This is a genomic window from Ciceribacter sp. L1K22 (assembly GCF_017599385.1).
Lineage (GTDB): Bacteria > Pseudomonadota > Alphaproteobacteria > Rhizobiales > Rhizobiaceae > Allorhizobium.
This window is the reverse complement of the sequence record NZ_JAGFPK010000001.1, coordinates 1,770,138-1,786,360: the sequence shown is the minus strand read 5'-3', so window position 1 is coordinate 1,786,360 and position 16,223 is coordinate 1,770,138. Positions and strand designations below refer to the sequence as shown.

Sequence of the window (16,223 nt, the reverse complement as noted above, 5' to 3'; positions counted from 1 at the left end):
CGCCTCACGGGCGCCGTTTTTTGATTGTCAGCAAGCGAACTCACCACCACTTCGCCGGCGTGAACTTGCCGGCGGCCTGTTCTATGACGTGGGCGGTCTTGAAGAGGGTTTCCTCCTCGAAGGGGCGGCCGATGAGTTGGAGACCGAGGGGAAGACCCTTCTTGTCGACGCCGCCAGGAACGGCGATGCCCGGAAGTCCGGCCATGTTGACCGTCACGGTGAAGATGTCGTTCAGGTACATGGCGACAGGATCGGCGGCGAGCGCCTCGTCACCGATGGCGAAGGCGGATGACGGTGTGGCCGGCGTCAGGATCGCGTCCACACCTGCTTCGAAGGCCAGTTCGAAGTCGCGCTTGATCAACGTCCGGACCTTCTGGGCGCGCAGGTAATAGGCATCATAGTAACCGGCCGAAAGCACGTAGGTGCCGATCATGATGCGGCGCTTCACTTCCTTGCCGAAACCAGCGGCGCGGGTCTGTTCGTACATGTCGGCAATGTCCTTGCCGTCGACGCGCAGGCCGTAACGGACGCCGTCATAGCGGGCGAGGTTCGACGAGGCTTCGGCCGGAGCGACGATATAGTATGCCGGCAGAGCATACTTGGTGTGCGGCAGGGTAATATCGACGATCTCGGCGCCGGCATCCTTCAGCCACGCGATGCCCTGCTGCCAGAGGTTCTCGATCTCCTCCGGCATGCCGTCGACGCGGTATTCCTTGGGAATCCCGATTTTCAGTCCCTTGACCGACTGACCTACTGACGCCGCATAGTCCGGAACAGGAAGATCGACAGACGTCGTGTCCTTGGCGTCGACGCTTGCCATCGACTGCAGCAGGATTGCGGCATCACGCACGTCGCGGGCGATGGGGCCAGCCTGGTCGAGCGACGAGGCGAAGGCGACGATGCCCCAGCGCGAGCAGCGGCCATAAGTCGGCTTGATGCCGACGGTGCCGGTGAAGGCGGCGGGCTGGCGGATCGAGCCACCGGTATCGGTCGCGGTGGCGCCGGCGCAGAGATGGGCGGCAACGGCAGCGGCCGAGCCACCGGAGGAGCCACCGGGAACGAGTTGCTGGTTCGAGCCCTCAGCCTTCCACGGGTTGATGACCGGGCCGTAGTAGCTGCTTTCGTTGGAGGAGCCCATCGCAAACTCGTCCATGTTCAGCTTGCCCAGCATGACGGCGCCGTCGTTCCAGAGGTTCTGGGTGACGGTCGATTCGTATTTCGGCTTGAAACGGTTCAGGATGTTCGAGCACGCTTGGGTATGGACGTCATAGGTCGAGAACAGGTCCTTGATGCCGAGCGGAATGCCCTCCAGCGCGCCCGCCTTGCCGGCTGCGATGCGCTCGTCGGACGCTTTTGCCATCTCACGCGCCTTCTCCGGGGTCACGGTCACATAGGCATTGATGACGTCATTGGCGGCCTCGATCGCCTGGATATAGGCCTCGGTCAGTTCGACGGCCTTGATATCCTTCGCGGCGAGTTTCGCGCGGGCTTCGGCAATGGTCAGGCTGGTGAGTTCGCTCATGATGTCGCTTCACTTTGAAAGGCTAGGCGCGGGCGCGCCATGATCGTGTCGATACGAGGGCAGTACGTCGATCTATTCGACGACCTTCGGCACGAGGAAGAAATTGCGGTCGGTCTCCGGCGCGTTGGCGACGATGTCGCCCGCCTTGTCGCCATCGGTAACGGCGTCCTCGCGCTTGCGCATCACCATCGGGGTGACGGAGGTCATCGCTTCGACGCCGTCGACATTCACTTCGGAAAGCTGCTCGACGAAGCCGAGAATACCGTTCAGTTCGTCCATCATGCGATGGGCGTCCTCGTCGCTGAGGGCGATGCGGGACAGATGCGCGACACGTTTCACGGTTGCGAGATCAACGGACATTTCGACTTCTCCAGGGCGTCGCGCGTTATGGGCTTTCGCAGTCGCGCGGGACGTGAGGGTATCATGTGTCCGGCTATAATTGCCGCATCGGCGCGATGCAATGGTTTTTCGGGTATCAGCATACTGCCGGACATATGGCACGGGATTGTCCGCCGACGCCAAATCCGCCACAACATGCGGACGAGGAGGCCACATGACGTTCGACATCCAGCACTACCTGAACCGCATCGGACTCGACTGTGAACGGATCGACACGACACCGCAGGGACTTGCCCGGCTTCAACGGGCGCAGATCTCCTCGATCGCCTTCGAGAACATGGATCCGCTGACGGGAACCGTTCCGGATATCGATCCGGCGGCGCTTTGGACGAAGCTGATCGTCGATCGTCGTGGCGGGTATTGTCTGGAGTTGAACCGCCTGTTCGCAGAGGCACTGACCGCGCTTGGATTCACTGTCGCCCCGTTTCTCGGGCGGGTCAGGAAAGGAGCGTCGGTTGGTGGCGCTCGGACGCATCATATGCTGATCGTCTCCATTGATGGCGAGGAGTATCTCGCCGACAGCGGCTTTGGCGGGCAGGCGCCCGTCGAGCCGGTGAAAATCGGCACGTCCGAGCCGCAGACTGTCGGACACGAGACGTTCCGCGTACGTTGGGACGACGCAACCGGCGAACACGTGCTGGAGCGACTGAACGGCGAGACATGGTTCGCGCTCTACAGCTTTGATCGCGCTCCGGTCGCGCCGCTGGATTTCGAAGCTGCGAACGTCGTTTGCGCCCGCTGGGACAAGGCGCCCTTCCCGTTCCACCTGATGATGACGATCGCGACGCCGGAAGGTCGAAACAATCTTTTCAACCGCGACCTGAAACGCATCCGCAACGGAGCTGTGGAATCGGTGAAGATCACTACTCTGGCGGAGTTCGAGCACACGATGAGCGAGCTTTTCCTGCTGCCGCCGAACGCCGAGCTCTACCTGCGGGTCTGGGACAAGATCGCCGTCTCGCCGAGTTCGGACTAGAAAATGGTCGCAGCAGGGGCGCTGCGACCATTGAAATCAAGATCAGATTTCGACCACACCACCCGGCTTCGGAGTTTCAACCTTGGTCTGCGTGCCTTCCATGCCGACGACGAATTTTTCCGGCGTCTGGTCGATGATCGGGAAGGATCCGTAGTGGCATGGCAGAACGGTCTTGAAGTCGAAGAACCGCTGGCAGGCGAGTGCGGCAACTGCCCCACCCATGGTAAAGCGGTCTCCAATGGGCACGATGCCAATGTCGGGCTCGTGCAGTTCATTGATGAGGGCCATGTCCGAGAAAATGTCGGTGTCGCCCATGTGCAGCAGCGAGGGCTCGTCATCGAAATGCAGCATCAGGCCATTGGCATTGCCGAGAGCGTGGGAAACGCCATCCTCGGTGATCTGCGCGGACGAATGCAGCGCGTTGGTAAAGGTCGCGGTGAAGCCATCAAACGCGACGGTGCCGCCGGTATTGCCCATCTCGAGCTTCTTGACGCCCTTGGAGCCGAGCCACGCGGCAAGGTCGGCATTGGCAAGAACGGTCGCGCCCACCTCGTTCGCGATCGCGATCGTGTCGCCGACATGGTCGCCATGGCCGTGGGTCAGCAGGATATGCGTCACACCCGCGGCGGCGGTCTTGGCGTCGAGACCGGAAAAGCCGGGATTGCCGCTGAAAAAGGGATCGATAAGGATGGTCGCCTTGGCGGTTTCGAGACGGAACGCGGCGTGGCCGAGCCAGGTGATTTTCATGGACTTCTCCTGTGATTTGATGGACGCAATATATGGCGAAGAGCCGGGCGGGCAATCTTTGAAGATTGAAGTATATGGCCGGTCGGTTGCGCAGCCCGGAGGCGTAGGGTAAGCCGCAGCCACCTGTCGCCCCTGCTTGCGACGTTACAATGGATAGGACAAACCAATGGCCGACGACGATTATGTCTACGATGAAGTGACGGGCGAATGGCGTCCGGCTTCTGAACTTGCTGCCGAAGCGGCCAGCCTCAATGCGGTGCGCGATGCCGCCGGCAACATCCTTGCCGATGGTGATTCCGTCACGCTCATCAAGGACCTGAAGGTCAAGGGCGCCAACACCACGATCAAGCAGGGTACGGTGATCAAGTCGATCCGTCTGACGGACAACCCAGAAGAGATCGACTGCCGCCACGATGCGATCAAGGGGCTCGTCCTTCGCACCGAATTCGTGCGCAAGCGCTGAGCGGAGACCGAACCCGTGGCAACGCTGACGATCGCGGAGCTGGCCGACAGCCTCAAGCCGGGCCAGGCCATAGCGGGACTGGACCTTGGTACCAAGACGATCGGGCTTGCCATGTCGGATCTCGGACGACGGTTCGCCTCCCCTCGGCCCGTCATCAAGCGTGTGAAGTTTACGAAGGATGCCGAGACGCTCCTCGCTTTCGCGGAGAAGGAAAAGGTCGCCGCATTCGTGATCGGACTGCCTGTCAACATGGACGGCTCGACCGGCCCCCGCGTCCAGGCAACCCGGGCCTTCGTCCGTTCGATGTCGGAAAAGACACAAATTCCGTTCGTTTATTGGGATGAGCGGCTGTCCACGGTGGCGGCCGAGCGAGCGCTGCTGGAGATGGACGTATCGCGGGCAAAGCGGGCCGACCGCATTGACTCGGCCGCTGCGAGTTTCATTCTTCAGGGGGCGCTGGACAGGCTTTCAACGCTCGGGGCCGCTTCGGCTTCGGACTGAATCTTTCTCGCCTGCCACCACGCGGCAATCTGCCTACGCCTGCGGAAAGCGATGATCGCGAAGACGATGAGGCTGTCCACAACGATGGCGCGCGCGACGAGCGGCGGTATCGTTTCCGGCGGGATGCCGAGAATGTTGCCGTAGATATGGAAGACCAGGTCGTGCGCCTGTCTTGTCAGCATGAAGATGCCGAAGTTCATGTCGTAGTAGGACAGTCCGTACCAGCTGCCGAGCAGCAGGATGGGCATTGCCCAAAAAAACAAAAACCACTTCATGCGGCCTTCTCCCTGGTGAGGCTCACCGGCATGCCCGACAGTACGAACCAGTTCGAAAGTGCCATGACGCTCAGAACGGTTGCGGGGACGACGATGTCCAACGCGAGGACGGCGAAGAACGTCATCATGACGATCAAGAACGCAATACGCGACACGGGAGTTCCTGCTTCGACGCTTTAACACTTCATTAACCACACCATACGGGAAGCCGTCCGAGTCTCAATCGAAAGCGCTGAACGTGGTTAACGCCGGAAGGTTGTCCACAGGAGTGATGTAGGGGTCCATCCACATTGGCCGGCAGCGTTCCGTTTCCTGCCAGATCATAATTCGACAGAGCGGAAAGTTATTTTGCATTGAGAACTGCCTTCAACATCCGTCAGGGCAGCACAACAACGATCGATATCAGCTTGCCAGAAAGAACCGTAAAGCCGACGGAACCTGCCGGTGATTGCCCGCCTCGTCCAGGATTTACGGAGGCAGTTGTTGGAGACCACCGCGTCCAGACGGCCTGACGATCGGAAAAGGCCAAAGTGGTTGTCCCCTTTATGGCCAGCCCTTGAGGAACTTAAAAATCGTCCCGTTTGCTAGCACCGAAATCCTCCCGGTTGAGCCCCGTCGAAAAACTTCGGCCGTTCGTACATCAGAATTGGCTATCAAAACGCGCCTTTAAATCGTGTAATGGTATCGCAGATCACAGCGGCGGCAATTGAAGAAACCTTGAAATCCAGCCCCCACGTATCACGTCCAATGGCCACCCAAAACGGGCACATGTTCTTATCAGTGAGCGCTGGAAATATAAATCTATCAGGACAAAGCCGGGCGGAACCGCCAGTTCCACGCACTCTTGGCTGTCGGCTAGAACGACCTCTTCCGACATGTTTCCGACACGTTCGAATGAAATTGAAAACGTAAATCGGTCGAGTGGCAATCAATGTCAGTTCGTGAGCAAGGACGAAGATTTCCGACGCGGGCGAAACGCGGTTTCAGACTGCTCGCCCTATTTTGTTCGGCCACCATCCTGGCCGCCATCGTGACGGCCGCCGCATTGACGGTATGGCCCGATCCTCTTTTCGCTTACAGCTTCAGAACGCCCGACATCAACCTGCACTCGGATCGACCGATCCCGCCCGAGGCCATGGAGGTGCTGATGGATGTTCGGCGGAGGCTCGAAAGGTCGGAACTCCCGCCGTCCGGACCCCATGATGTCTACATCTGCAACGATACGTGGAAGCTGAACATGTTTGGCCGCAATGCGTCAAACAGGTTCGGCGGGATTTCCGACGTCTATTTGGCCGGTAACATCTTCATCAGGCCGTCAGACATCGGACGCAACGCGATTTTTCCGCCGGCCTCCTGGCGATTTTCGCTTGCCGACCGGCCACTGTCTTACTTCATCGCCCATGAAATCACGCATCTCGATGAGGTCGCCGCACTGGGGCGGCTTGCCTATTGGCGTACGCCTGCTTGGTTGCTTGAGGGCTATGCCGATCATATCGGGAAAGGAAGCAACGTCGATCGCGTCATCGCGGCGGATGCGTTGCGTCGGGAGGCCCCCCAAATGGACCCTCGAAACGGCGTCTATAACCGCTATCAACTGGCGGTCGAACTCTTGCTCGAGCGGAGCAGTTTTATGGAACTCGCCGCCGCCCCTCCTGATCCCGAGAAAGCGCTACACCGACTTCTTGGCGTAGCTTACAACTAAGGACCATGTCCGGTGAACGATGGACCTATACGGCTCCAGCCTTGCGGAATTCGCTCGGCGTCATCCCGTTCTTGCGGACGAAAGCGGTATTGAACGTAGACTTGGCGTTGAAACCGACGGCATAGGCGATTCCAAGTACCGTATCGGTCGCGTGTCCTGGCTCCTTCAGCAGACGCTCCGCTTCGCAGACCCGCGCCTCGTTGACGAAAGCCGTGAAGTTCTGACCGAGCGTCTGGTTCAAGGCCTGTGAAAGATCGTTCGGCGACACGGAAAGCTGTTTGGCGAGCTTGGGTAGAGTGAGGCTAGGATCGGCGAAGAGCCGGTCCCTCAACAGAGCAGCCTTGGCACGCCGCATGATATCCTCGCCCCGTTGGGGCGTCAGGGCGGAGCGTCGGTATTTGGGTATGGCGGCCGCGACAACCTTCGTGGCACTGGTTCGCGCGTGCTGCAATACCTGAGCCGATCCGAGACCCGACCAGATCAGCAGCGAAAGAACGATGGAAAAAAGGCACTCCACCAGCGGCGATACCTCATCTCCGATCGTGCCTGTCAATCCTCCAATCCTTGCGGCAAAGGCGATCAGCCAGAGAAGGGCAAGCGAGGTGATCACCATGGATTGCCAACGGCGCATGGTCGCTCCAAAGCTGCGCCTGTCTTTCAGGAAGACGGCTATCGCGGCGCTGAGATAGGCCGCTTGCAGAAGCACCGCGCTCACGAGGCCGACAGACAGAGCAAGGGCCATCGTGGCCGCGGCGGGAGCGATCGGGTGACCTGTAATCCCGCCTAGCATCCGCTCGGAGAGCACGATCCCCGGCAGGCTCGCCAGAATTGCCGGTAAGATGAAGACGGCATGCCGGGCGAGTTCCGGCAGTCGGGCCAGCCGCCTTATCCATTGAAGGTGAATATAGAGAGCGGCTGCGGCGACGCATTCGGTGAGCATCGCGCCTGCTATGAGTCTGATCCCCGCGCCCGCCTCTGCGAAAGCTGACATCGAGTCCAGCATGCACGAAACGGCGATGGCCAGCATCCCCAGCGCGAGAGCCGTGTTGGCCGGGTTGCGCAGCGACGGCACGCGCAGCAGCAGGGCCGCGATCATGACGGTCTGCCCCACCAGGAGAGCTGAGAAAAAAATGGCGAGCACTGTCATGGGACCTCCGCGCTTGAAACGGCAACGCCGATTGGCGTTCCTGGCCGTTGGGCCGAGATGGCCCGTCGGACCTCCCTCCGGCGACCGGGCCTATAGGATCGGTCGCCAAAGTATTGAGATCGAGCTTCACATCCTGACGTGAACCAATCCCAGCCCCCCCTCACAACAGGAAATACAATGCATCTTCGATTTTATTCACTCCCCATACTGGTAGCAATATCGACAGCGCTGACGATGACCGGATGCACGGCGACGGGCAGTGGCGATAGCCGCGTGACCGACAGGATCGGCCGCCCCATGGGAAGCGCGCGGGTGACCTACGAGACTTCGGGCGGAGCGACAGCGCGGATGACCGTCGCTCTGCCAGACGGAGAGATCTACACGGGCTCTGCGCTGTCCGTGTCACGCAACTCCGAACCACACGCAGGCTTCCTTGTGGGGAGCGGAAAGGTCAGATCCAGTTTGCTTATAGATGCCGGTACGAGAGAGTGGGAAGGAACGATAGAAGCGGTTCTAGCCGGTTCGGCTGGACGGACTATGACTTGCCGTCTGCGGGAAAAGAAAACGGGTCTTGGTTTCGAGGGCGGCGTTCTTGGGACATGCACCGTCAGCGACGGTCGAGTGGTCGCCATCGATATGTGAGGCGGCGCGCCCTGCAATTTCGTTCAATCCTTTGGCGACGAAATTCTCTAGAGATCGCGAAGACAACCAAGGACTTTCTGCATGACGAACCTCTTCAACTGGGTCGAGATACCCGTCACTGACATGGCCCGTGCCATCGCCTTTTACGAACGCTTGCTTGACCTTTCGTTGGAGCCGGTCTTTATGGGGCGAACCGTGTATGCAGTGTTTCCTTCGATGGAATTCGGCGTGCATGGCGCACTTGTGAAGGAGGAAGGCCGAGCGCCTTCCTCCGCCGGCCCTTTGGTCTATCTCGACGCCAATGGCAAAATGGATATCCTCGAACGGCGACTTCCGGCAGTCGGTGGGCAAGTCGTCCTCGGCAGAACCGTCCTGTCGGAGGACGTCGGCGAGATAATTCATTTCGTCGACACGGAAGGTAACCGCATCGGCCTGCATGCGCCCATTCGTCGGCGCAATTCAGGCCCGGTGACGGATGAGATCATGCGGACCCTGCTTGGGGCTCGGAAACCGGGCTTCGCTTTCGCCTTCAAGCGGGGCCCCCGCTTCGATGATCCCGGACTCGCGAATTTGCAGTGGGAGCATGCCCGCAACATGTTCACCCTGATGCGCGACGAGCACGTCACCCACCTCAGCGCGCTACCGGACGGTCAATCGATCATTGGCTTCGGTCTGATTGAGGCCCGCAACCGCCAGGAGGCGGAAGCCTTGCTCGAACTCGATCCCGGCGTCGCCGCGGGCAGGCTCACTTACGAGGTGATGAGCGCGACCTCGTTTGACGGAGAACGGACACGGCCGAAGCTTTAGGGCCGTGCGGAAGCCGCCAGGTCGGTTTCCAAGAAAATTTTCGCTGGACCGAAAGGCAGGCGTCGATCGAGGCATCAGCCAATCGTCCTTATGCCGCAACCCGCAACCTTGAAGGAGAGTTTCATGCGCATCCTCGTCAATACACCGGCAGGCAATATCGGTCGCGTGCTCGTCGACCGCATACTTTCGAGCGGCCACGACGTCACGATGATCAGCCGCAATCCTGCGAAGGTTCAGGATTTTGTCGCACGCGGCGCGCGTCTTGTGGAGGGCTCGATCGACGAGGTCTCCGTCCTGCGCGAGGCGGTGAAGGATGTCGATGTTCTTTACTGGCTACCGCCTCTCGTCTTCGACCAGCCGGATTTTCTCTCATGGTCGCGTGAATGCGGAAGCAGAATTGCGGACATCGCCGGCGAGGCGGGAATTCGCCGTGCCGTTCTGCTTTCGAGCGTCGGTGCGCAACACGATCACGGCGTCGGCCCGATCGCCTGTCTCCCGGCGATCGAGCGGAGCTTCCGCGACGCATTTCCCGACATGACGTCTCTCCGACCCGGTCATTTCATGGAGAACTTCCTGTTCAGCCTTGCATCCATTCGAGCCGAAGGCGCAATTTACAGCTCACACGCCGCCGATCAGCGCATCCCGATGATTGCAACCCGTGACATCGCTGATTTTTCCGCTGTGGTGACGATGGATCTTGTGTGGAAGGGTCATCATACCCTCGGACTGCACGGCCCGGCCGATCTCAGCTACAACGAGGCCGCCACCATCATCGGCGGCGCCATTGGCAAGCCCGTCCGCTACATTCAGATCGACGACGAGTCGATGATCGCCGCGATGGCCGCTTCAGGCATGCCCGAACCCATGGCCCGTCTGGTTTGCGGGCTCTACTCCGGCATTCGCTCGGGTATGGTCCGCCGCGTCGAACCCAGGATGGCGACACCGACCACGCTCGAGCAATTTGCCAGATCGCTGGTCCAGCCGGCGGTCGCCGCCTGACATTTCCTCAATCGACATGTCGTACCGGCGACAGGGAGGAGGTAAAAATGCAATTTTTATCAGTCCGGAAATCTGGCGGCTCCAGGCCTGAACATAAAATCGAGGTCCGACCAAATTGACTTGCGAGGTGCCGTATCGGGCAAATCACCAGTGTGCAATGCGGAAGTCGATTTCCCCTTGGGAACGGGGCCCCTATCGGAGCTGCACGGCGGATGCCATGCAGTCTCTGTTGGCGCGGACGGTTTGCATATTATCCACGATCGGCCTCAGCGCCTCGACCAACACGACCAAAGCGGCCTGAACACCCGTACAGCGGCGTATGGGTTCTTATCAGTGAGCGCCTGTATGACGTGACGCGTGGCAACCGCGTTCGACGGCAAGACAGTTGTGAGCCCCGCCTGGAAGGTTTAAGGCGAGGCGACACAGGACCCAGCCATGTTGCCAATCTTCGAGAGTATCCTTCCCGTCTTCCTGCTCGTTCTGCTGGGCACCGGACTGAAACGCGTGAAGGCAATTGATGCCGGTTTTTGGCACGGTCTCGACCAGTTCGGGTACTTCGTGCTTTTTCCGGCGCTGCTGTTCCAGACGCTTTCGAACGCCGACTTCGCCGGTCTCTCGACCGCCACCGTCGCCCTGACGACGAATGTCGCCGTGCTGGTGATGAGCCTGCTTGTCCTATCGCTTTGGCCATTGGCAAAACGCTTTGGACTGGGCGGCCCTGCATTCACGACGCTCTTCCAGACCAGTACCCGATGGAACGCCTTCATAGGTCTGGCGATCGCGGAGAAGCTCGCCGGGACGATCGGTCTCACCATCGTGGCGGTCACCATGGCAGCGATCATCGTGCCGATCAATTTCTACAATGTCGGCGTACTTGTGTGGTTCGGCAACGGTCGGCGCGACATTCGCAGCTTCGTCACCCGTATCGTGACCAACCCCATCATCCTCGGCGCCGCGGCAGGCATCGCGTTCAACCTCTCCGGAATGACCCTGTACGAGCCGCTTGCCATGGCCGTCGATCTCGTCGCGCGGGCGTCGCTAGGTCTTGGCCTGATCATGGTCGGCGCCGGTCTGAGGATCGCCGACGCCCTGCGGCCCCGCAAGGTCGTGCTACTGGCCGGGTTCCTGAAACTGTTGTTTTTCCCCGTGGTGATGGTCGCCACCGCCATGGCCTTCGGGCTCTCCGGCGAGGTGCTGGTCATGCTGGCGCTCGGCGCCGGAGTGCCGACGGCGATGAACGGGTATGTTCTCGCAAAGCAGATGGGTGGCGATGCGCCGCTCTACGCTACGATCGCGACACTCCAGACAGCGGCAGCTTTTCTCACGATCCCCCTGGTGATTGTCGTCGCCCGCTACGTGGCTGGCGGGTAGAGAAGATCGATGACGTACCGCGCGTCGAAGCGGCCGTCGAGCACACCGTAGGTGTGCCGCCAGCCGCCGGCCAGGCGGGTTTCGGTAAAGGCATCGGCGATCTTGCCGGCACCGATCCGGTAGAGTTCGGCTGCTGCGGCGGCAAGCGCCAATTGCTCGACGAGCAGGCGCGAGGCGCCCTCGTCACGTTCGCACAGTGCCACGGCGGCCCGAAGCACCTCGACGGTCTTCTTGCCCGAGGGACCGAGATCCCGTTCCAGCCCCGCGAAAACGCTTTCGAACAGGTCCCTGCCCCGGCTGATGACACGTAGCACGTCCAGCGCCATGACATTGCCGGAGCCTTCCCAGATCGCATTGACAGGTGCCTCGCGGTAGTGCCGGGCGATCGGACGTTCCTCAACGTAGCCAGAGCCGCCGATGCACTCCATGGCTTCGTAGATCAGCGCCGGCGCCATCTTGCACACCCAGTATTTGACGACCGGCGTCATCACCCGGGCATAGGCCGCATCGGCCGGATTGTCCCGTGCCTTGTCAAAGGATTCAGCCAACCGAAACACGAGGGCGGTCGCCGCCGCAACGTCGAGGGCCATGTCGGCAAGCACCCGCGTCATCAAAGGCTGATCGACGAGGTTCTTGCCGAACACCTTGCGGCTACGTGTGTGGTGAACGGCTTCCGCCATCGAGGCGCGCATGATGCCGGCGGACGCCAGGGCGCAATCGAGCCTGGTCAGCGTCACCATGTCCAGGATGGTGCGGATGCCCTGTCCGGCCTCGCCCAGCAGATAGGCCATGGTGCCGTCGAACTCTACTTCCGACGAGGCGTTGGAGCGGTTGCCGATCTTGTCCTTCAGGCGCTGGAGGTAAAGACCATTGTGAGATCCGTCCTCAAGAAGGCGCGGAACGAGGAAGCAGCCCATGCCTTCCGTCGTCTGCGCCAGCATCACGAAGGCGTCGCTCATCGGTGCCGACATAAACCACTTGTGGCCGGAGAGGCGGTAAATGCCCTCGCCGACGCGCTCGGCGCGGCTGGTATTGGCCTTGACGTCGGTGCCGCCCTGCTTCTCCGTCATACCCATGCCGAGCGTGATCGCGGATTTCTGCATCGGCGGTTTGGTCGTGGAGTCGTATTTCCGTGAGAGGATCTTCGGCGCCCATTCGCGCTGCACGTGGGGCGACGCGGCAAGGGCAGCGACCGAGGCGCTGGTCATCGTGAGTGGGCAGAGATGGCCGCTTTCGAGCTGGGCCGTGAGAAAGAAGCGGATGGCGCGGGCCTTGTGCTCCTGGCCACGCGTGCCCTGCTGACCTTCCCAGATCGAGCAGTGAAGGCCGACCGACATCGAGCGGCGCATGAGCGCATGCCAGGCGGGGTGAAATTCGACCACGTCGAGACGTTCGCCACGGACCCCATGAGTGCGTAACTGCGGCGCATTCTGGTTCGCCATCCGGGCGAGTTCCTGCGCTTCGTGCGAGGTCACATAACGACCTATGGCATCGAATTCGTCCTTCATCGCGCGCGGCAGACTGGAGGCCATATCAACGAGCAGCGGGTCGGTGCGGAACGCATTCACGCCGGCCCAGGGCGCGGGCTGGTTCAGCTCGGCGAACTTGTCTTCCATCCGGGTCATGTCACTCAATTACCTTCCAACGCACGCAAACGCTTCGATGATTCGCTTTATATGGGGAACAAAGGGCATTCCCCATAGCATATGCTTGCCCGTGCGGCTCCCACTCTTTATAGACCGCGTGACTTTCTCCGGAGGACGGTCTCATGGTCTTCTTTCCCCACCGCCATCTCCTCGGCATCAAGGGGCTTTCCGAACAGGATATCACCCTTCTTCTCGACAAGGCTGATGCCGCCGTGCAGATCAGCCGGCAGCGGGAGAAGAAAACGACGACGCTTCGCGGGCTGACGCAGATCAACCTGTTCTTCGAGGCTTCGACCCGCACGCAATCCTCGTTCGAACTTGCGGGCAAACGCCTTGGCGCCGACGTCATGAACATGTCGGTTGGCAACTCGTCGGTGAAGAAGGGCGAAACCCTGATCGACACCGCGATGACACTGAACGCGATGCGCCCCGATGTTCTGGTGGTGCGGCACTCGTCCGCCGGCGCTGCCGCTCTGCTCGCCCAGAAGGTCGCCTGCTCTGTCGTCAATGCCGGCGACGGCCAACACGAACACCCGACCCAGGCGCTGCTCGATGCGCTGACGATCCGCCGCGCCAAGGGAAAGCTGTCGCGCATCATCGTCGCGATTTGCGGCGACATCCTGCATTCGCGCGTTGCCCGCTCCAACATTCTGCTGCTCAACCAGATGGGCGCCCGTGTCCGGGTGGTCGCGCCCGCCACGCTCCTGCCCTCCGGCATCGCTCAGATGGGCGTAGAGGTTTTCCACGACATGGCGGAAGGACTGAAGGACGCGGACGTGGTGATGATGCTGCGTCTTCAGCGCGAGCGCATGTCCGGCGCCTTCGTGCCTTCGGTGCGCGAATATTTCCGCTTCTACGGTCTGGACGCCGAGAAGCTGAAGGCAGCCAAGGAAGACGCGCTTGTTATGCATCCGGGTCCTATGAACCGTGGCGTCGAGATTGCCTCGGAAGTGGCGGACGGACCGCAGAGCGTGATCGAGCAACAGGTGGAAATGGGGGTCGCGGTGCGCATGGCCGTCATGGAGGCTCTGTTGGTTTCTCAGAACCAGGGACCACGCAGCGAGGGAGCCGGCGCATGATCAAGCCGCTCGTTATCAACAATGTCCGGATTATCGATCCGTCGCGCAACCTCGACGAGGTCGGCAGCATCATCGTCGGCGAAGACGGCCGTATCGCCGCCGCCGGTGCTTCTGCGCGCAATCAGGGCACACCAAACGGAGCCGAGGTTCGCGACGCCTCCGGGCTGGTCGCTACTCCCGGGCTCGTGGATGCACGTGTTTTCACTGGAGAGCCCGGCGCCGAACATCGCGAAACGATCGCCTCGGCAAGCCGTTCCGCAGCTGCCGGTGGGGTCACCTCCTTCATCATGATGCCGGACACGGATCCCGTCATCGACGACATCGCGCTGGTCGAGTTCGTCAAGAAGACGGCGCGAGACCAGGCGGTCGTCAACGTTCATCCGGCCGCGGCGCTGACGAAGGGGCTTGCCGGCACGGAAATGACCGAAATGGGTCTGCTGCAGGAAGCCGGTGCTGTCGCCTTCACCAATGGCCGCAAAGGTCTTTCCGATACGCAGGTGCTGCGGCGGGCGATGACCTATTCGCGCGAATTCGATGCCGTCATTTCGCTGGAGGCGCGGGAAAAATATCTCGGTGCCAATGGCGTGATGAACGAGGGCCTGCTCGCGAGCTGGCTCGGCCTCTCCGGCATTCCGCGGGAAGCGGAGATCATTCCTCTTGAACGTGACCTTCGCGTCGCCGGCCTGACGAAGGCCCGCTATCACGCCGCGCAGATTTCCGTGCCGGAATCGGCCGAAGCCATCCGCGTCGCGCGCGGACGGGGCGCGAATGTCACCTGCGCGGTGTCGATCAACAATCTTGCGCTCAACGAAAACGATATTGGCGAGTACCGGACGTTCTTCAAGCTTGCACCGCCGCTGCGCTCGGAGGATGACCGGATGGCGATGGTCGAAGCGCTCGCGAAGGGCGATATCGACATCATCGTGTCCTCGCACGATCCGCAGGACGTCGACACCAAGCGTCTTCCCTTCGCAGACGCAGAGGACGGGGCTGTCGGGCTGGAGACGATGCTGGCCGCAGCACTTCGCCTGCATCACAACGGCCAGGTGCCCCTGATACGGCTCATCGATGCCATGTCGACCCGCCCTGCCCGAATCTTCAAGCTGGACGCCGGCACGCTGAAGCCAGGCGCCAGGGCGGACATAACACTGATCGATCTCGACGAGCCTTGGTTGGTGGCGAAAGATACGCTGCTTTCGCGGTCCAAGAACACGCCGTTCGAGGACGCCCGGTTCTCGGGACGCGCCGTGGCGACATACGTTTCCGGCCGGCTCGTTCACGCGCTCTGACACAAGAACAGGAGGATTTCCGTGCCAAGCCTCGATTATGGTTCGCTTTCCGCTACCGCGATCTTCGGCTCGCTGGTCCTCGGCTATCTCTTGGGCTCGATCCCGTTCGGTCTGCTGCTGACCCGTATGGCGGGGCTGGGCGATGTCCGCAACATCGGCTCCGGCAACATCGGCGCGACGAATGTCCTGCGAACCGGCAACAAGCCGCTGGCGGCAGCGACGCTTCTGCTCGATGCCCTCAAGGCAACAGCCGGCGCTATCTTCGCGCAAAAGCTCTTTGGCGGCGATGTCAACCAATTGCCGGGCCTGCTCGGCGGCTTCGCGGCTTTCATCGGGCACCTGTTCCCGGTGTGGCTGAAGTTCAAGGGCGGAAAGGGAGTCGCGACCTATATCGGTACCTTGCTCGGCATCTTTCCGATCATGGTGCTCGTGTTTGCCGTCTCCTGGCTCACCGTCGCCTTCCTCAGCCGCTATTCGTCGCTATCCGCTCTGGTTGCAACACTTGTCATTCCGGTTGCATTGTGGATACTCGGCGCGAAGGATGCAGCTCTCGTGACATCGGCGATGACGGTGATCACCTGGTGGAAGCACAAGGCAAACATTGAGCGACTGATTTCGGGAACCGAGAGCAAGATCGGACAAAAAGGATAGCCGCCGG

18 protein-coding genes are annotated in these 16,223 nt (G+C 60.9%); 11 read left to right on the top strand and 7 right to left on the bottom strand.

Annotation, left to right across the window (positions count from 1 at the left end):
• Nucleotides 1–40: 40 nt before the first annotated feature.
• Both gatA and gatC read right to left on the bottom strand, forming a co-directional pair.
• Nucleotides 41–1,522 (bottom strand): Asp-tRNA(Asn)/Glu-tRNA(Gln) amidotransferase subunit GatA, encoded by a 1,482-nt coding sequence (gene gatA, locus J5J09_RS08935; RefSeq protein WP_208549296.1) that lies wholly within the window; start codon nt 1,520–1,522, stop codon nt 41–43.
• A gap of 72 nt (nt 1,523–1,594) precedes the next feature.
• A complete protein-coding gene (gene gatC, locus J5J09_RS08930) occupies nt 1,595–1,882 on the bottom strand; it encodes an Asp-tRNA(Asn)/Glu-tRNA(Gln) amidotransferase subunit GatC (RefSeq protein ID WP_208549295.1) in 288 nt (95 codons plus the stop codon).
• Between the two features lie 193 nt (nt 1,883–2,075).
• Between gatC and J5J09_RS08925 the strand changes: the two genes are divergently transcribed.
• On the top strand, nt 2,076–2,897 hold the full coding sequence (locus tag J5J09_RS08925; protein WP_208549294.1) for an arylamine N-acetyltransferase: 822 nt from the start codon (nt 2,076–2,078) through the stop codon (nt 2,895–2,897).
• 42 nt (nt 2,898–2,939) lie between these two features.
• Here J5J09_RS08925 and J5J09_RS08920 read toward each other — a convergent pair whose 3' ends face one another.
• On the bottom strand, nt 2,940–3,644 hold the full coding sequence (locus J5J09_RS08920) for a metal-dependent hydrolase (RefSeq protein WP_208549293.1): 705 nt from the start codon (nt 3,642–3,644) through the stop codon (nt 2,940–2,942).
• 166 nt (nt 3,645–3,810) lie between these two features.
• Here J5J09_RS08920 and J5J09_RS08915 point away from each other — a divergent pair, with 166 nt between their 5' ends.
• Together J5J09_RS08915 and ruvX are read left to right on the top strand one after the other, a co-directional pair.
• Nucleotides 3,811–4,107 carry an alkylphosphonate utilization protein gene (locus J5J09_RS08915; RefSeq protein ID WP_208549292.1) on the top strand — a complete coding sequence of 99 codons (297 nt, stop codon included), beginning with the start codon at nt 3,811–3,813 and terminating at the stop codon, nt 4,105–4,107.
• A gap of 15 nt (nt 4,108–4,122) precedes the next feature.
• On the top strand, nt 4,123–4,608 hold the full coding sequence (ruvX, locus tag J5J09_RS08910; protein ID WP_208549291.1) for a Holliday junction resolvase RuvX: 486 nt from the start codon (nt 4,123–4,125) through the stop codon (nt 4,606–4,608).
• On the opposite strand, the gene J5J09_RS08905 is transcribed toward ruvX, so the two are convergent.
• Entirely contained in the window at nt 4,554–4,883 is a 330-nt protein-coding gene (locus J5J09_RS08905; RefSeq protein WP_208549290.1) for a DUF6105 family protein, read from the bottom strand. The two genes, ruvX and J5J09_RS08905, sit on opposite strands and share 55 nt — an antisense overlap.
• Nucleotides 4,880–5,038 (bottom strand): hypothetical protein, encoded by a 159-nt coding sequence (locus J5J09_RS08900; RefSeq protein ID WP_208553632.1) that lies wholly within the window; start codon nt 5,036–5,038, stop codon nt 4,880–4,882. Before J5J09_RS08900 ends, J5J09_RS08905 begins: the two co-directional genes overlap by 4 nt.
• 776 nt (nt 5,039–5,814) lie before the next feature.
• Here J5J09_RS08900 and J5J09_RS08895 point away from each other — a divergent pair.
• Nucleotides 5,815–6,585 carry a hypothetical protein gene (locus tag J5J09_RS08895; RefSeq protein WP_208549289.1) on the top strand — a complete coding sequence of 257 codons (771 nt, stop codon included), beginning with the start codon at nt 5,815–5,817 and terminating at the stop codon, nt 6,583–6,585.
• A gap of 25 nt (nt 6,586–6,610) precedes the next feature.
• Here the strand turns inward: J5J09_RS08895 and J5J09_RS08890 are convergent, their stop codons facing one another.
• On the bottom strand, nt 6,611–7,732 hold the full coding sequence (locus tag J5J09_RS08890; RefSeq protein WP_208549288.1) for an AraC family transcriptional regulator: 1,122 nt from the start codon (nt 7,730–7,732) through the stop codon (nt 6,611–6,613).
• A gap of 177 nt (nt 7,733–7,909) precedes the next feature.
• On the opposite strand from J5J09_RS08890, the gene J5J09_RS08885 reads away from it, so the two are divergent.
• The 4 genes from J5J09_RS08885 (at nt 7,910) to J5J09_RS08870 (ending at nt 11,551) form a co-directional block, all read left to right on the top strand.
• A complete protein-coding gene (locus tag J5J09_RS08885) occupies nt 7,910–8,374 on the top strand; it encodes a hypothetical protein (protein ID WP_208549287.1) in 465 nt (154 codons plus the stop codon).
• Between the two features lie 81 nt (nt 8,375–8,455).
• On the top strand, nt 8,456–9,181 hold the full coding sequence (locus tag J5J09_RS08880) for a VOC family protein (protein WP_208549286.1): 726 nt from the start codon (nt 8,456–8,458) through the stop codon (nt 9,179–9,181).
• 123 nt (nt 9,182–9,304) lie between these two features.
• A complete protein-coding gene (locus J5J09_RS08875) occupies nt 9,305–10,180 on the top strand; it encodes an NmrA family NAD(P)-binding protein (protein ID WP_208549285.1) in 876 nt (291 codons plus the stop codon).
• 435 nt (nt 10,181–10,615) lie between these two features.
• Nucleotides 10,616–11,551: an AEC family transporter gene (locus J5J09_RS08870; RefSeq protein ID WP_208549284.1), complete on the top strand. Its 936-nt coding sequence runs from the start codon at nt 10,616–10,618 to the stop codon at nt 11,549–11,551.
• Here the strand turns inward: J5J09_RS08870 and J5J09_RS08865 are convergent.
• Nucleotides 11,533–13,185 carry an acyl-CoA dehydrogenase family protein gene (locus tag J5J09_RS08865; RefSeq protein ID WP_208549283.1) on the bottom strand — a complete coding sequence of 551 codons (1,653 nt, stop codon included), beginning with the start codon at nt 13,183–13,185 and terminating at the stop codon, nt 11,533–11,535. The two genes, J5J09_RS08870 and J5J09_RS08865, sit on opposite strands and share 19 nt — an antisense overlap.
• A gap of 134 nt (nt 13,186–13,319) precedes the next feature.
• On the opposite strand from J5J09_RS08865, the gene J5J09_RS08860 reads away from it, so the two are divergent.
• The 3 genes from J5J09_RS08860 to plsY are packed head-to-tail and all read left to right on the top strand — an operon-like array spanning nt 13,320 to nt 16,216.
• The gene (locus J5J09_RS08860) at nt 13,320–14,276 is read left to right on the top strand and encodes an aspartate carbamoyltransferase catalytic subunit (RefSeq protein ID WP_208549282.1); all 957 of its coding nucleotides are present in this window, start codon (nt 13,320–13,322) and stop codon (nt 14,274–14,276) included.
• Complete coding sequence (locus J5J09_RS08855; RefSeq protein WP_208549281.1) at nt 14,273–15,565, top strand: dihydroorotase; 1,293 nt, start codon at nt 14,273–14,275, stop codon at nt 15,563–15,565. Before J5J09_RS08860 ends, J5J09_RS08855 begins: the two co-directional genes overlap by 4 nt.
• A 21-nt stretch (nt 15,566–15,586) precedes the next feature.
• Nucleotides 15,587–16,216: a glycerol-3-phosphate 1-O-acyltransferase PlsY gene (gene plsY, locus J5J09_RS08850; protein WP_208549280.1), complete on the top strand. Its 630-nt coding sequence runs from the start codon at nt 15,587–15,589 to the stop codon at nt 16,214–16,216.
• Nucleotides 16,217–16,223: the final 7 nt, after the last annotated feature.

Excerpts from the sequence above, each read along its gene's own strand:
- J5J09_RS08920 (WP_208549293.1), bottom strand. The coding sequence starts at position 3,644 with ATGAAAATCACCTGGCTCGGCCACGCCGCGTTCCGTCTCGAAACCGCC.
- J5J09_RS08870 (WP_208549284.1), top strand. The coding sequence starts at position 10,616 with ATGTTGCCAATCTTCGAGAGTATCCTTCCCGTCTTCCTGCTCGTTCTG.
- J5J09_RS08875 (WP_208549285.1), top strand. The coding sequence starts at position 9,305 with ATGCGCATCCTCGTCAATACACCGGCAGGCAATATCGGTCGCGTGCTC.
- J5J09_RS08880 (WP_208549286.1), top strand. The coding sequence starts at position 8,456 with ATGACGAACCTCTTCAACTGGGTCGAGATACCCGTCACTGACATGGCC.
- J5J09_RS08860 (WP_208549282.1), top strand. The coding sequence starts at position 13,320 with ATGGTCTTCTTTCCCCACCGCCATCTCCTCGGCATCAAGGGGCTTTCC.
- J5J09_RS08895 (WP_208549289.1), top strand. The coding sequence starts at position 5,815 with ATGTCAGTTCGTGAGCAAGGACGAAGATTTCCGACGCGGGCGAAACGC.
- J5J09_RS08905 (WP_208549290.1), bottom strand. The coding sequence starts at position 4,883 with ATGAAGTGGTTTTTGTTTTTTTGGGCAATGCCCATCCTGCTGCTCGGC.
- J5J09_RS08925 (WP_208549294.1), top strand. The coding sequence starts at position 2,076 with ATGACGTTCGACATCCAGCACTACCTGAACCGCATCGGACTCGACTGT.
- gatA (WP_208549296.1), bottom strand. The coding sequence starts at position 1,522 with ATGAGCGAACTCACCAGCCTGACCATTGCCGAAGCCCGCGCGAAACTC.
- J5J09_RS08890 (WP_208549288.1), bottom strand. The coding sequence starts at position 7,732 with ATGACAGTGCTCGCCATTTTTTTCTCAGCTCTCCTGGTGGGGCAGACC.
- J5J09_RS08915 (WP_208549292.1), top strand. The coding sequence starts at position 3,811 with ATGGCCGACGACGATTATGTCTACGATGAAGTGACGGGCGAATGGCGT.
- J5J09_RS08855 (WP_208549281.1), top strand. The coding sequence starts at position 14,273 with ATGATCAAGCCGCTCGTTATCAACAATGTCCGGATTATCGATCCGTCG.
- J5J09_RS08885 (WP_208549287.1), top strand. The coding sequence starts at position 7,910 with ATGCATCTTCGATTTTATTCACTCCCCATACTGGTAGCAATATCGACA.
- gatC (WP_208549295.1), bottom strand. The coding sequence starts at position 1,882 with ATGTCCGTTGATCTCGCAACCGTGAAACGTGTCGCGCATCTGTCCCGC.